Raw genomic sequence first — 14,298 nt, forward strand, 5'->3', positions numbered from 1 at the left:
ATTTTACTTTTTTTACTGCTGTTTCAGTTTGCCGTGCTCACTCCAACGATGGTGTCAGGCCAGCGTGTACCTCAATTGCGTACGCTCAAACCAGCTAGCCAACAAGACACTATCCCAGCTGGGCAGGACTCTCTGCGCGTTTCGGCACCCCAGGGCGACATCAAGTCCACAATCAAATACTCTGCCAGAGATTCCATTATGTTTGAGGTAGACCGTAAGGTAGTAAACCTTTATGGTGATGCCAAAATCAGTTACGGTGACTTAAACCTGGAAGCAGCCTATATCCAGATCGACTACGAAACCAATACGTTACTCGCTACCCCGCTACCCGACTCTACTGGCAAAGACACCGGTGTGCCGGTTTTTAAAGACTCTGGTGGCACTTACTCGGCCAAGCAGATCGCTTATAACTATAAAACCAGGAAAGGCCGTATATCTGAAGTAGTAACGCAGCAAGGTGAAGGTTATATACATGCAGAGGTTGTAAAAAAGAACGAGAACGACGAATTCTTCGGCTACCATGCACAGTACACTACCTGTAACCTGGAGCACCCGCACTTCTTTATCGGAGCTACAAAGATGAAGGGTATCCCGAACGACAAGGTAATGACAGGGCCATTTAACCTGGTAGTAGCCGATATACCAACACCGCTTGGGTTTATATTCGGTTTGTTCCCAATGCCTAAAAATACTCGCGCTTCAGGAGTTATTGTACCAACTTTTGGCGAGTCGAGGGCACAGGGTTTTTACCTGAGCAATGGCGGGTACTACTTTGCCTGGAACGATTACATTGGTACAAGGCTTACCGGCGACATTTACTCACTGGGCGGCTATAACATAAGTATGGACAACACTTACCGCAAAAGATACTCCTATAGCGGTAATTTGGGTGTGTCGTATAGATACTTTAAAAACGACGAAGCCGATATAGAGCGGTCACGCACAACCAACGATCTTCTAAACGCTTTGCCACCTACCCAACGCACTATCTGGATAAACTGGTCGCACTCGCCGGAGCAAAAACCTGGCCGTGGCCGTTTTTCGGCAAGTGTAAACGCTGGTAGCACGGGGCATCAACGTATTAACTATAACAGCACTTCACAGTACCTGTCACCTACGTTTAACTCCAACATAACCTACCAGAAAACAATACAGAACACGCCTTTCAGCTACACAGCTAAATTATCGCAGGGGCAAACCAGCGGTGGTGTTTACAACTTTGTACTGCCGGACCTGAACTTCTCGATGACGCCAGTTAGCTTTTTTGAGGTTCTCACCAACAACTTGCCTACAGGTAAATGGTACGAACAGTTTACAATTGGCTATAACGTAAATGCACAGAACAGGCTAACTAATATAAGGCCAGCCACAAGCAATACATTCGGTGTGCCGATCACGGAGGGTGTTGCAAGACAGGACACCATCAGCCTGAGTGATTTTGACCAACTCTGGAAGAATGGTCGCCGCTCTGCAGACCATAATTTCCAGCTTAACCTGGGCAGTTACAAGATAGCACGCTATTTTAACTTCTCGCCATCGGTGAGTTACCGCGAAAGCTGGACCGACCAAAGATATAGTTTCCGCTTTAACCCCGACTCGCAGAAGGTAGATGTAGATACGACAAATTTTGGCCGGATTTATGATTATAGTGCCAACGCATCGCTTAGCACCACTATTTACGGTACAGCCTATATAGGAGGTAAGCGTGTAGAGGCTATCCGCCATCTTATCCGCCCGAACATCAGTTATAGTTACCGCCCAGACTTTGGCAGAGAGAGTTTCGGCTTTTACCAGAATGTGCAAACCGCTGCTTTCCCGGCTGCTGGCCGCGATGCTTTTACCTTACTGCCCCGCGTTGCCAACGCACCGGGCCCTGGGCTGCAAAGCAGGTTAAACCTTAATGTTTCCAATAACATCGAGATGAAGGTCAGGTCGAAAACCGACACCACAGCTGCAAACCAATTTGAAAAAGTAAGTATACTTGACAACCTTGCATTTTCTACATCCTATAATTTTGCGGCAGATTCTATTAAGCTTGCTCCCGTAAGCCTTGTAGCCAACACCAGGCTGTTTAAGATTTTCAACGTAACCTTTAACTCTACTTTTGATCCCTACAAACGGGATACTTTGGGCAGACAGGTTGATGATTATGTTTTTGATTTCTCTAAGTTAAAACTGGCCAACCTTACAAATGCAAACTTTACAATAGGTGCCAGCCTTAACCCCGAAGCCAGGCAATCAAGCACGTCGGTTCCAAGCAATCTGCCAATCTTAAATCCGGATCGGGACCCTTTGCTACCAGACTATGTTGACTTCAAAATTCCGTGGACTTTAAGCTTTGACTATACTATTGGCTACTTCAGGACGTATGGTGCTACCGCAGGCACAAACATTAACCAGACCCTGAGTATGAATGGCTCGGTAAACCTGACGGACAAGTGGAAAATAACATACTTTGCAGGCTACGACTTTACCAACAACAATATATCAAACGCCAACCTACAGATATATCGTGACCTGCATTGCTGGGAAATGAGTATCGGCTGGATTCCATTTGGCTTTGCACAGGGGTACAACATCACCATCAACGCCAAGTCTGCTTTGCTCCAGGACCTAAGACTTACCCGGAACCGATCGGCACGAAACAGATTTTAACAAAAACAGCCACACCAAAATGTGGCTGTTTTTGTTTTAGATTTTATAGCTTTACATCTTAACTACTGTAATTGCTATGTCTGTTCACAAAAGCGACGTTAAAAAGGTAACCACGCACCAGCTGCAGAACATGAAAGAGCGCGGCGAGAAAATCTCTATGCTCACCGCTTACGACTTTTCAATGGCTACCATTCTGGATGCCGCAGGCGTTGATGTACTGCTGGTTGGCGACTCTGCCTCCAATGTAATGGCTGGCCACGAAACCACATTACCTATAACGCTGGATCAAATGATCTACCATGCCTCCTCGGTTGTGCGTGGTGTGAACAGAGCATTTGTAGTAGTTGATATGCCTTTTGGGTCTTACCAGGGCAACTCTTCTGAGGCATTACGCTCTGCCATCCGCATCATGAAAGAATCCGGCGGGCATGGCGTAAAACTGGAAGGTGGCGCAGAGATTAAAGAATCAATTACCCGTATACTTAGTGCCGGAGTACCGGTTATGGGTCACCTGGGCCTTACCCCACAGTCAATCTATAAATTTGGCACTTACACGGTACGTGCTAAAGAGGAGGCTGAAGCTCAGAAGTTGATAGAAGATGCGCTGTTGCTGCAGGAGCTTGGCTGCTTTTCAATTGTGCTCGAGAAAATCCCGTCAGAGTTAGCCAAGCGCGTAGCCGAGCAATTACAAATCCCGATCATAGGCATTGGCGCGGGCCCACACGTAGACGGGCAGGTGCTGGTTGTACATGATATGTTGGGCATTAACAAAGAGTTTAAACCTCGTTTCCTGCGCCGCTATGCTGACCTGCATTCTATCATGACAGATGCTGTACAGAACTACGTGAAAGACGTTAAGAGCAAGGATTTCCCGAACGATAAGGAAGCATATTAAAGTTTAAGAGTTAGAGAGTTTGGGAGTTAAAGAATTAGACGTCCTGTTTGAGGATAACCATGTGCTGGTGGTGAATAAGCCAGCAGGCCTGCTGGTGCATGGCGACGAAACTGGAGATATTACCCTGGCCGATCTTGCCAAAGAGTATATCAAGCATAAGTATAACAAGCCCGGTAATGTTTTTATAGGTGTAGTGCACCGCCTCGACAGGCCCGTAAGTGGCGTAGTGCTGCTGGCGAAAACATCCAAGGCACTCGCCAGGCTGAACGAACTCTTCCGGAGCAAAAAAACACAGAAGACATATTGGGCCGTTGTGCATCAAAAGCCTCAAAACGAACAGGGCACACTCGTACACTGGCTTGTAAAAGATAGTTCTAAAAATGTAACCAAGGCCTACACCAAAGAAAACAAAAGTGGCCTTAGATCAGAGTTGCACTATAAACTGTTAAGCGCTGACAATGGAAAGTATTTACTGGAAGTAAACCCTATAACAGGACGTCCACACCAAATACGTGTGCAGCTTGCCTCCATGAAATGCACTATACTTGGCGATTTAAAATATGGTGCGGCACAACCCCTTCCCGATAAAAGTATAGCGCTGCATGCCCGCCAGCTGCAGTTCGAACACCCTACTCTTAAAACCCAGATAACTGCAAGTGCCCCTCCGCCTGCCACTCCTGTGTGGCAGCCATTCAGAAATATGCTTTAATACTGTTTCGCTTTGCCGAAAAAGTGATTTTGATCATTTTCTGAACTTTTATACGCCTTACTCTATTTTACTTTAAATTTCGTGTTGTAGCTTTGCAAATTAGTACGGCATGTTGCCTATGTGCCTTGCTACAATAACTCTAAACACCTATACATTAGTTAAATGGCAATTCTTATATTCTTTGTGGTGCATTGGTACCTGTCTCTTTTTGTTCAGACGTTTTATCTGCACCGCTATGCCGCCCACAAAATGTTCACGATGAACCCTTTCTGGGAAAAAGCATTTTACGTTTTAACTTATATTGCCCAGGGATCGTCTTTCCTGTCGCCGCGTGCTTATGCTGTGTTACACCGTATGCACCACGCCTTCTCTGATACAGAGCGCGACCCACATTCACCGCATTTTTCTAACAATGCTTTTACCATGATGTGGAAGACAAAGGAGATTTACAACAACGTACTTAACCGCCGTGTAGAGCCGGAGCAGCGCTTTGAGGGTAACTACCCGGTTTGGAGTGCCATCGAAAAGTTAGGTGATTCATACTTCTCCAGAATTGGATGGGGCGTTCTATATGTACTGTTCTACATTGAGTTTGCTACTCAGTGGTGGATGTACCTGCTGTTACCGATCCACTTCCTGATGGGCCCGGTACACGGCGCTATCGTAAACTGGAGCGGACACAAGTATGGCTATCAGAACTTCGACAATAATGATAAATCAAGAAACTCGCTTTTCTTCGACTTCCTGACAGGTGGCGAGTTGTTCCAGAACAACCACCACAAGCTGCCTAACCGCGTTAACTTTGGTGTAAAGTGGTGGGAGTTTGACCCAACCTGGCCAATTATCTGGACACTGGATAAACTGAGTGTTATTAAGCTGAAGGCACCAAAGGCCAAAACAGTAAGAGCAAAAGCAAACGCTTAAATATAAAAAGCCCTCCCGCAACGGAGGGTTTTTCTTTTTATATCTCCCATCATAATCGGATATACTTCAGCAACTATAATTCCTCAGTATCACCTAATTTCGTTTTTAAAAACCTTGTAATTAACAGAATTAAATCCGTACCTTTGCGGTTCTAAAAAACTGGCGGACGGGATTCGCCGACTTAACTATTTATAAAAAATGGCAGTAAAAATCAGACTGGCCCGCAGAGGCCGCAAGAAAGCCGCTATCTACGATATCGTAGTAGCTGATGCTCGTTCACCACGTGATGGTAAGTTTATCGAGAAATTGGGCACTTACAATCCAAACACAAACCCTGCTTCTATCAACTTCGATCAGGAGAAGGCGTTTACATGGGTTATGAACGGTGCTCAGCCAACTGATACAGTTAAGGCTATGCTTTCTTACACAGGTGTTCTTTACAGAAGACACTTACAGATTGGTGTGATCAAAGGTGCTATTTCTCAGGAAACTGCTGACTCTCGTTTCGAGGAGTGGAAGAAAGAGAAAGAAGCTAAAATTGAAAGCAAGCGTCAGGGTCTTGTTACAGACAAAGAAGCTAAGAAAAAAGCTGCTTTCGATGCTGAGACTAAAGTTAAAGAAGCTCGTGCAGAGGCTATCCGTCAGCGTGAGGCTGATAAAGTTGCTGCGAACGCTCCTGCTGCTGAAGAAACTACAGAAGAGGCTCCTGAGGCAGCAGCTGAAGGTGGCGAGTCTACTGAAGAGCAAGCATAATTTCTTTCTGCCATGAATATTGATGCCTGCTTTCTGTTAGGATACATCGTCAAGACCCATGGCACCAAGGGTCAGGTCGTTGCGTTTTTCGACGTAGACTTTCCTGAGGATTATGAAGATCTGGAATCAGTTTTCCTTGAACAAAAAGGAAGACTGATTCCTTTTTTTATCGATTCTATGGAGCCGATAAAAAACAGCCGCTTCATCATCAAGTTTGAGGATACCAGCACGATGGAACAGGCAGAGGCATTACGTGGTACTTCTTTGTACCTGCCGCTAAACGAACTGCCTGAACTGGAAGATGATCAGTTTTACTTCCATGAGGTGATCGGATACCAGGTAGTGGATGCGAACCATGGCAAGCTTGGAACGGTAAAAGAGTTCTATGACCTGCCGCAGCAGCAGCTAATGGCAATGGATTACCTGGGCCAGGAAATGCTTATCCCTGTAATGGGTGAAATCCTGCTTCGCGCAGACCATGAAGCCAAAGAACTGCACATAAGCCTGCCGGAAGGCTTACTGGAAGTATACACAGAGCCAGCAAACCCCGAAGACGCCGACGATCAGGACGACGACACGGAGGATAAGTAATGCGTTTCGATATTATCAGTTGCCAGCCAGACCTGCTGGAAAGCCCCTTTAGCCATTCTATACTTAAGCGTGCCCAGCAAAAAGGTTTAGTGGAAGTACATGTGCATGACCTGCGCAAGTACGCCATTAACAAGCACGGCCAGATAGATGACTATGCTTTTGGTGGCGGCGCCGGTATGGTAATGATGATTGAACCCATAGACAAGATCATTACTGAGCTGCAGGAACAGCGCACCTACGATGCCATTATTTATATGACGCCCGACGGTGAAACGCTAAACCAGCAAACTGTAAACAAGCTTTCGCTGCTGCAGAACGTGATCATACTTTGCGGCCACTACAAAGGCGTGGATGAGCGCGTAAGACAGCATTTTGTTACTCATGAAATCAGCATAGGTGATTACGTACTATCAGGCGGAGAACTGGGGGCAGCAGTGCTGGCAGATGCTATTATCCGCATCATACCCGGTGTGCTGAACGATGAATCTTCTGCGCTTACAGACTCTTTCCAGGATGGGTTACTGGCCCCCCCGGTATATACACGCCCGGCAACGTATAAAGGTATGAAAGTGCCGGATATACTGATGTCGGGAGATGCACCCAAGATAGAAAAATGGCGGTTTGAGCAAGCTGTGGAGCGTACTAAACAGCGTAGACCAGATCTGCTTGACGATTGATTTAGCAACTGACAACCAGCTGCTTTTATACTTTAGTACTGCCATTGCACTGAATTTTGAGCAATGCCAGCAAAAAACTATAATTTTTTTCTGCAAATGTTCTTATGTAATAAATAATTACATATCTTTGCAGTCCGAATTTTGAAGAAGATACTTTAAGAAAATAGCCATCATGAGCGAGTTAATTAAATTTATTGAGCAGGAATATACTGACAAACGCGCCTCTTTCCCAGCTTTCCAGGCGGGTGATACAATCAATATCCACGTAAGAATCCGTGAGGGTAACAAAGAGCGCATCCAGCAGTTCCAGGGCGTTGTGATCCAGCGTAAAAACGTGAACACTAACGGCGAAACTTTTACTGTTAGAAAAGTATCTAATCAGATCGGACTAGAGCGTATTTTCCCACTTCTTTCTCCATCTATCGAGAAAATCGAACTTGTGAGAAGAGGTAAAGTAAGAAGAGCTAGACTTTACTATTTAAGAGGTCTTTCCGGAAAAGCAGCTCGTATCAAAGAAAGAAGATAAGAATACCTGTTTTCATAAATTTTTCCGTAGTTTTAGTGAGGAGGAGCTGTTTGCGCAGCTCCTCTTTTTTTATGTATACGCTTTAAAACGTTACTATTTTAGCAAAGCTCATTTATAAACGACATCCTAAAATAAAAACAGCTACCCGATGAGAAGTTTACTTTACCCGCTACTATTGTGCACCATTGCGTTGCTAACAAGTTGTAAAACCGATTATGCCAACCTGCCTACTTACACAGGCAGCAGACAATTACAGGCTGTAATAGAAGTACCGGCCGGCAACAACCTGCAACTAAAGTATGACCGCCAGGCACAGGAATTTGTAAGTGTTAAGCATGCCGGCGGAGATAGGATTGTAGAGTTTCTGCCGTATCCTAGTAATTATGGGTTTATACCATCTACAGAAGTTGGCAAAGACGGAGACGGATTGCCTATACTTGTACTTGCTCAAAGGATGGAAACAGGCACAGTAACGGAAGTTTTGCCGCTGGGTATACTTCAACTGGAAACAGATGGCGAGATACAACCAATTGTAATAGCGGTACCAGCCCGGCCTCGTGAGCGCATAATTAGTGCCACTACCCTTGCAACTTTTTCCCAAGCCTACCCTGCTGCACAAGTTATACTAAAAGAGTGGTTTGTAAACCAAGACAAAACTGCCAACACCAAATTTGTTGCCTGGCGCGACGAACGTTTTGCAGATAAGGAAATACAGCGCTGGATGAAGCTGTAGGTGGACATTCTTACTGCCTGATAGAGACGCAATATAGTGTCCCCACTCTGGCGAGTGTGAGCTATTAAGTGGCGTCTCGCCACGTTATACTATGAGTATAAATTAGGCTGAAGTATAAAAGTATAGATTTCAACGGCCAGAGGCCGTGGTATAACTCAAACTCGCCAGAGGCGAGCGAGGGTGTAGGTACGCAACCGATTTTATTTGGATAAAAGCAACTCTTAGCCTCTACCTACTACAAAAAAATACGCTGATCAGCATAATGCATTATCACATCTGCTAATCAGCGTAAAAATTAAATTGTAAGTGGGTATTACCTTATCTGCTGTAGCTTGGCTCTGGCTGCCTCAACAGCTTTTTCCATATCCTGCACGCGCTGGCGGCTAACCTCCTGTTGTGTCTGGTTATTAATTACTTCCTGCTCCAATTGCTTCAGGTCATTTGCATTGCGCACCAGTTCTGCCTCCAGTTCCTGCTTACGCTTCTTGTTCTTGTCTATATTTAACTGGATGTCGTTTGCCTGCTTTACTACGCGGTCCTGCTCCTGCTTGGTGGCACGCAGCACATCTTCGGCCTCATTAATCTGGCGCAACACATCCTCACGGTATACTTTACGGGCAAAGCCACGCATAAAATTCTCAGCGGCTGCATACTCCTGAGGTGTTGCACTTTTATCTACATAAGCTACTCCCATGTCAAGGCTCCACCATACATAACTGCCATTTGTACCGCTACCAACTGTGGACAGCACACGCATAGGTTTGTTGCTAATGGTATCCACCACCGCATTCTCGATGGTATAAACCCCTTTGCTATACTTTACCTTACCGGCTTTGTTGGCAAGATGGTCTTTCCAGAATTTCTCTACAAACTTCGGATCAAGCTGCACGGTTAGTTGCTGCCCACGGCGAAGTACACCATTTACGGTCTGCTCGCTTTCCTCTACCTTAACTTGCTGCGCCTGGCATATGCCGGCTACCATTAATAGCATTACAAGTAAAACTGTTCTCATTCTCATGCCTGACTTTAGTGAATTGTGTGATGTATACTTTGATATGAATTACGAAAATAAGTAATAGGTCTGATATTCAGGATGTACCAGGGGATTAATTTAGCGAAAAATTGGTTTGGGATTAGAAATAGCAGCGTTACCTTTGTAAACTTATAACCTACCCTTAAACTAGGGCTTAAAAGGGTGAACATTAGTTGTACAAGGTTGTTGGAGAAACTATGAAAGTAACCGTTTGCCGGAAAGAACACTTTAACGCTGCGCACAGGCTGTATAACACCGCCTGGAGCGATGAGCAGAACGACGCTTTTTTCGGAAAGTGCAACAACCCGAACTACCATGGCCACAACTATGAGCTTATTGTAAAGCTTACCGGCACCGTAGACCCGGACACAGGCTATGTGTACGACATGAAAAAGCTGAGTACCTTGGTGCAGGAAGAAGTGATAGCCAGATTTGACCACAAAAACCTGAACCTGGATACAGAAGAGTTTGCGCAACTTAACCCAACCGCCGAGAATATTGCAGTGGTGATATGGAACAAACTGCGCCCGAAAATTGACGCCGGTTACGAACTGGCAGTAGTACTTTATGAAACAGAACGAAATTTTGTTGAATACAATGGATAACCAGGACTGGGATCGCGACGATGAAATGGATGATCACATCCTGAGTTCATTGGAAACCCCATTGCGCCCCGATGCATTTGACCTCTCCGACAGCGAGAAGATCGCAATCATTGAAGAGCACTTTGCACACATCATGCATACCCTTGGCCTCGACCTGACAGATGACAGCCTGAAAGGTACTCCGCACCGGGTGGCTAAAATGTATGTGAAAGAAATATTTCACGGACTGCACCCGGACAATAAGCCGGCTGTGCGCCGATTCGAGAACAAGTATAAGTACAACCACATGCTCGTAGAGCGCGACATCACGGTTTACTCATCATGCGAACATCACTTTGTACCCATTATAGGCAAGGCGCATGTGGCGTATGTTCCGAATGAGCACGTAATTGGTTTATCTAAACTTAACCGCGTTGTGCAGTATTTCGCGCGACGCCCACAAGTGCAGGAACGCTTAACCATGCAAATAGCCAATGAGCTTAAGCAGGCCCTTAAAACAGAGAACGTAGCTGTGGTTATAGAGGCTGATCACCTTTGTGTAATGAGCCGTGGCGTAAACGATGTAACCAGCAGCACCATCACTGCAGAATATTCAGGACTTTTTCAGGAAGACCATTTCCGTAACGAGTTTCTGGCTCATATTCGCAAGAAATAAACTGCTCAGTACCTGCCATTTTATCTGAAAACGCAATTTGCTAAGTATTTGGTTAAAGATTAAACTTAATACTAGTTTGTTTACGTATAGGAACATTTCTATATTTATTATTCTAAAACACAATTATGCCAGGTAAAATACTTATTACAGGTGGATCAGGGTTGATAGGCATGCGCCTGTCTGAAATGCTGATAGACCTTGGATATGAAGTGGCCCACCTGAGCCGTAACCCTAGCAAAGTATCCAACTACAAAACCTTTAAATGGGATGTAGATAAAGGCTACATTGACGACAATGCTATATCGTATGCCGATTATCTCATTAACCTGGCGGGTGCTAGTGTGGCAGATGAGAAGTGGTCTGAAGAACGAAAAAAAGAAATCTTAAATAGTCGGGTAGATAGTATAAACCTGCTGCACAAATGCCTGAGCAATACCCAACATCATATAAAAGGGTTTTTATCTGCTTCTGCTATTGGCATCTACGGCGACTCAGGCAACAGGCTTGTATCTGAAGAAAGCACTTTCGCGGATGATTTTCTGGCTGAAGTATGCAAAGCCTGGGAAGCAGCAGCCTGGCAAATGCGCGACCTGAACCTGCGTACTGTTATTTTTAGGCTAGGCATTGTGTTAAGTAAAAAAGGTGGTGCACTGCCTCAAATAGCAAAACCAATTAAAATGATGGCCGGCGCCCCACTTGGCACAGGCAAACAATACATGTCCTGGGTTCATATAGACGATGCCTGCCGCCTGTTCATCAAAGCTATAGAGGATACGCAGTTTGAAGGAGTTTACAACGCTGTAGCACCACACCCGGTAACCAACGAGGAGTTTACCAAAGAACTGGCAGAAATAATGCACAAGCCGTTGGTCTTACCTAAAGTACCGGCCTTTGCCATAAACCTGATGATGGGCGAGATGAGTGAAGTAGTATTAGCCAGCCAGCGGGTAAGTGCTAACAAAGTAATGCAAACTGGTTTTACCTTCGAGTACAACTACCTGGAAGAAGCCCTGGAGTCATTTTATAGCCCCAGCTAAAAATCAATCATATTAAAGTATAAACCAGAAGCGGCCTGCTAACTATAGCAGGCCGCTTCTGGTTTATCAGGCAATCTTAAAGTATCTCTTCGAAATTCAGTATCTCCAGCACAGAATCAACATCTGTAGAATCAGGTACAGTAACTTTTGGCAACACAGTAGTGCAGTTATACTTTTTACTGATTTTGACAGCAGGCCCCGGGAAACGCCCCATCATGTACCCCAATGATTTATCTTTGTAAATCCGCTCCATATAAAGGCCAAACACTGGCAAGGCTGTTTTTGAGCCCTCTCCCAGCTGCGATGTTCTGAAGTGTATACTTCTATCTTCGCCGCCAACCCAAACACCGGTAACAAGATCTTTTGTAACACCCATAAACCAGCCGTCAGAGTGGTTGGAGGTTGTACCTGTTTTACCGCCTATCTCATTGCCTTTCCAGAGGTCATACTCCCAAAGCGCCTGAGATGTTCCTCCTGGCTCCTCAATACCTCCTTTTAGCATATGCATCATCAGGAAAGCAGTTTCTTCACTTAATACTTTTTTCTGCTTTGGCATAAACTGATGTATCAGGTTGCCGTTGCGGTCTTCGATACGGGTTATAAACATCGGCTTCGTATAAAAACCATTGTTCGGGAAAGTACTATAGGCGCCTACCATGTCAAAAATAGAAACATCACTTGGCCCCAAGCCAATGGAAGGCACCGACTGAAGCGGACTGTTTATACCAAGGCGTTTGGCATACTTCACAACTGTTTCCCAGCCAATAGTTTCGGTAAGCTTTGCTGTAACAGAGTTCACAGATTTACCCATAGCGCGTCGTAGCGTCATGGGTGCCCCGGTATACTGCCAGTCAGCATTTGTAGGCGACCACGACTTTTTCTCCCCGTTCTCTACATAATTAATCGTGATGCGCTGGTCTACAATTTTATCGCAGGGCGAGTAACCGTTATCAATGGCTGCCACATATACAAAAGGCTTAAAAGTCGATCCTGGCTGCCGGCGAGCCTGCTTTACGTGGTCATACTTGAAGTACTTAAAGTTAATGCCTCCTACCCAGGCTTTAATTTGTCCTGTAAATGGATCCATGGTCATCATGCCGCCGTGCAGGAAGTGCTTGTAGTACGCCAGAGAATCCAGCGGGGTCATGGTCACTTCTTTTTCCATGGCTGGGTTATCCCAGGTAAACACCATCATTTTGCGTGGTGTGTTCAGCTCACGGTTAATAGCCTCAGTGTCGTTCCCATACTTTTTCTTCAGGCGCTGGTAGTAAGACGTACGCTTGATGGTTTCCTCTATGAACCCCGGAATCTCACGGTCTTTTTCGTCTACCCATGGGTTGCGGCCTTGCCAGTGGTTGTCAAATCGCTTTTGCAGTTTGCGCATATGCTCGGTCATCGCATCCTCGGCATGCTGCTGCATTCTGGAGTCGATGGTGGTATACACTTTTAAGCCGTCGCGGTATAAATCGTAGCCATTCTGTTTGCACCATTCCTGCAGATACTCTGCCACAGCGCCCCTGAAGTATGTTGCCGGGCCATCATAGTGGTTCTCTACTTTATAATCAAGCACCAGCGGTAACTGAGCAAGTGAGTCAGATTTGGCCTGCGGAAGATAGTTATACTTTGCCATCTGGGCCAGTACTGTGTTGCGGCGACGGGTAGCATTTTCAGGGTTAAACCGTGGGCTGTAGTACGTTGGTGCTTTCAACAAGCCAACCAATACTGCGGCCTGTTCCATTTTAAGGCTATCCGGTGAGGTATTAAAGAATGTTTTAGAGGCTACTTTTATACCGAAGGAGTTGGAACCGAAGTCTACGGTGTTCAGGTACATGGCCAGTATCTCGTCTTTTGTATACCGTTGTTCCAGCTTAATGGCCGTTAGCCACTCTTTGGTTTTAGAGATAACTATACTTAGCCCCGGTATATGCCCCAGTACGCCCTTGGATTCGGTGGTTCTTGTTTTGTAGAGGTTTTTGGCCAGCTGCTGCGTAATGGTACTCGCTCCGCGTGCATCTCCGTTAAAGCTGCCGTACACCGCCGAAGCAATAGCCTGCGGATCTATGCCGGCATGCTCATAAAAACGAACGTCTTCTGTGGCCACCAGCGCTTTTATCAGCATCGGCGACATTTTATTGTAAGCTACCGGACTGCGGTTCTCCCTAAAGTACTTACCGATCAGTTGCCCATCTGAAGTATAAAGTTCAGACGCCTGGTCGGAGCGCGGGTTCTCTAGCCTGTCCAGGCTTGGCGAGGAGCCAAACAAGTATAAAATGTTGTGCTCTACGCTTAGCAGGTACAGCACAACCAAGGCAAAACCCAGGAAAAAGCCTTTCCAGATAAACCTGATAATTCCACTGTAAACCGACCTCTTTGGTTTTTCTATTTCTATTTGCTCTTTCGGCATTGCTATCAAACAGAGGCGAGCCTCTTAAAATTCCGTTTTAATGGAGTGAAAAACGAGTGCAAATATACTTTTTGTACACCACATCTAGGGGAATTATGTCA

General features: G+C 45.6%; 14 protein-coding genes. 12 read left to right on the top strand and 2 right to left on the bottom strand.

The window, feature by feature from the left end; translation table 11 throughout:
- Window positions 1-33: 33 nt before the first annotated feature.
- The 9 genes from K0O23_RS00515 (at window position 34) to K0O23_RS00555 (ending at window position 8,463) form a co-directional block, all read left to right on the top strand.
- Window positions 34-2,655 carry a putative LPS assembly protein LptD gene (locus K0O23_RS00515; RefSeq protein WP_219875430.1) on the top strand — a complete coding sequence of 874 codons (2,622 nt, stop codon included), beginning with the start codon at window positions 34-36 and terminating at the stop codon, window positions 2,653-2,655.
- A gap of 76 nt (window positions 2,656-2,731) precedes the next feature.
- Window positions 2,732-3,550, top strand: a complete 819-nt coding sequence (gene panB / locus K0O23_RS00520) for a 3-methyl-2-oxobutanoate hydroxymethyltransferase (RefSeq protein ID WP_219875431.1) — start codon at window positions 2,732-2,734, stop codon at window positions 3,548-3,550.
- Between the two features lie 19 nt (window positions 3,551-3,569).
- The gene (locus tag K0O23_RS00525; RefSeq protein ID WP_246596847.1) at window positions 3,570-4,259 is read left to right on the top strand and encodes an RluA family pseudouridine synthase; all 690 of its coding nucleotides are present in this window, start codon (window positions 3,570-3,572) and stop codon (window positions 4,257-4,259) included.
- Window positions 4,260-4,421: 162 nt separating this feature from the next.
- On the top strand, window positions 4,422-5,183 hold the full coding sequence (locus tag K0O23_RS00530; RefSeq protein ID WP_219875432.1) for an acyl-CoA desaturase: 762 nt from the start codon (window positions 4,422-4,424) through the stop codon (window positions 5,181-5,183).
- Window positions 5,184-5,381: 198 nt separating this feature from the next.
- Window positions 5,382-5,936 (top strand): 30S ribosomal protein S16, encoded by a 555-nt coding sequence (locus tag K0O23_RS00535; RefSeq protein ID WP_219875433.1) that lies wholly within the window; start codon window positions 5,382-5,384, stop codon window positions 5,934-5,936.
- Between the two features lie 12 nt (window positions 5,937-5,948).
- Entirely contained in the window at window positions 5,949-6,527 is a 579-nt protein-coding gene (gene rimM / locus K0O23_RS00540) for a ribosome maturation factor RimM (RefSeq protein WP_219875434.1), read from the top strand.
- Window positions 6,527-7,204, top strand: coding sequence for a tRNA (guanosine(37)-N1)-methyltransferase TrmD (gene trmD, locus K0O23_RS00545; protein ID WP_219875435.1), 678 nt, complete (start codon window positions 6,527-6,529; stop codon window positions 7,202-7,204). Before rimM ends, trmD begins: the two co-directional genes overlap by 1 nt.
- A 172-nt stretch (window positions 7,205-7,376) precedes the next feature.
- Window positions 7,377-7,730, top strand: a complete 354-nt coding sequence (gene rplS, locus K0O23_RS00550; protein ID WP_219875436.1) for a 50S ribosomal protein L19 — start codon at window positions 7,377-7,379, stop codon at window positions 7,728-7,730.
- 148 nt (window positions 7,731-7,878) lie between these two features.
- Entirely contained in the window at window positions 7,879-8,463 is a 585-nt protein-coding gene (locus K0O23_RS00555) for an inorganic diphosphatase (RefSeq protein ID WP_219875437.1), read from the top strand.
- Between the two features lie 313 nt (window positions 8,464-8,776).
- Here the strand turns inward: K0O23_RS00555 and K0O23_RS00560 are convergent, their stop codons facing one another.
- Window positions 8,777-9,475: a DNA repair ATPase gene (locus K0O23_RS00560; RefSeq protein ID WP_246596848.1), complete on the bottom strand. Its 699-nt coding sequence runs from the start codon at window positions 9,473-9,475 to the stop codon at window positions 8,777-8,779.
- A gap of 218 nt (window positions 9,476-9,693) precedes the next feature.
- Between K0O23_RS00560 and K0O23_RS00565 the strand changes: the two genes are divergently transcribed.
- The 3 genes from K0O23_RS00565 (at window position 9,694) to K0O23_RS00575 (ending at window position 11,793) form a co-directional block, all read left to right on the top strand.
- Window positions 9,694-10,101, top strand: a complete 408-nt coding sequence (locus K0O23_RS00565; protein WP_219875439.1) for a 6-pyruvoyl trahydropterin synthase family protein — start codon at window positions 9,694-9,696, stop codon at window positions 10,099-10,101.
- Window positions 10,064-10,756, top strand: a complete 693-nt coding sequence (gene folE, locus K0O23_RS00570) for a GTP cyclohydrolase I FolE (protein ID WP_246596849.1) — start codon at window positions 10,064-10,066, stop codon at window positions 10,754-10,756. Before K0O23_RS00565 ends, folE begins: the two co-directional genes overlap by 38 nt.
- Window positions 10,757-10,881: 125 nt before the next feature.
- A complete protein-coding gene (locus K0O23_RS00575; protein ID WP_219875440.1) occupies window positions 10,882-11,793 on the top strand; it encodes a TIGR01777 family oxidoreductase in 912 nt (303 codons plus the stop codon).
- 76 nt (window positions 11,794-11,869) lie between these two features.
- On the opposite strand, the gene K0O23_RS00580 is transcribed toward K0O23_RS00575, so the two are convergent.
- Window positions 11,870-14,197 carry a penicillin-binding protein 1A gene (locus K0O23_RS00580; RefSeq protein ID WP_246596850.1) on the bottom strand — a complete coding sequence of 776 codons (2,328 nt, stop codon included), beginning with the start codon at window positions 14,195-14,197 and terminating at the stop codon, window positions 11,870-11,872.
- Window positions 14,198-14,298: the final 101 nt, after the last annotated feature.

Origin of the sequence: Pontibacter aydingkolensis, from assembly GCF_019443125.1 — a bacterium.
Classification (GTDB): domain Bacteria; phylum Bacteroidota; class Bacteroidia; order Cytophagales; family Hymenobacteraceae; genus Pontibacter; species Pontibacter aydingkolensis.

What these genes read in the sequence shown, in the direction of transcription:
- rplS (WP_219875436.1), top strand. Translation starts at nt 7,377, where the DNA reads ATGAGCGAGTTAATTAAATTTATTGAGCAGGAATATACTGACAAACGC.
- K0O23_RS00530 (WP_219875432.1), top strand. Translation starts at nt 4,422, where the DNA reads ATGGCAATTCTTATATTCTTTGTGGTGCATTGGTACCTGTCTCTTTTT.
- panB (WP_219875431.1), top strand. Translation starts at nt 2,732, where the DNA reads ATGTCTGTTCACAAAAGCGACGTTAAAAAGGTAACCACGCACCAGCTG.
- folE (WP_246596849.1), top strand. Translation starts at nt 10,064, where the DNA reads ATGAAACAGAACGAAATTTTGTTGAATACAATGGATAACCAGGACTGG.
- K0O23_RS00555 (WP_219875437.1), top strand. Translation starts at nt 7,879, where the DNA reads ATGAGAAGTTTACTTTACCCGCTACTATTGTGCACCATTGCGTTGCTA.
- K0O23_RS00580 (WP_246596850.1), bottom strand. Translation starts at nt 14,197, where the DNA reads ATGCCGAAAGAGCAAATAGAAATAGAAAAACCAAAGAGGTCGGTTTAC.
- rimM (WP_219875434.1), top strand. Translation starts at nt 5,949, where the DNA reads ATGAATATTGATGCCTGCTTTCTGTTAGGATACATCGTCAAGACCCAT.
- K0O23_RS00565 (WP_219875439.1), top strand. Translation starts at nt 9,694, where the DNA reads ATGAAAGTAACCGTTTGCCGGAAAGAACACTTTAACGCTGCGCACAGG.
- trmD (WP_219875435.1), top strand. Translation starts at nt 6,527, where the DNA reads ATGCGTTTCGATATTATCAGTTGCCAGCCAGACCTGCTGGAAAGCCCC.
- K0O23_RS00575 (WP_219875440.1), top strand. Translation starts at nt 10,882, where the DNA reads ATGCCAGGTAAAATACTTATTACAGGTGGATCAGGGTTGATAGGCATG.
- K0O23_RS00535 (WP_219875433.1), top strand. Translation starts at nt 5,382, where the DNA reads ATGGCAGTAAAAATCAGACTGGCCCGCAGAGGCCGCAAGAAAGCCGCT.
- K0O23_RS00560 (WP_246596848.1), bottom strand. Translation starts at nt 9,475, where the DNA reads ATGAGAACAGTTTTACTTGTAATGCTATTAATGGTAGCCGGCATATGC.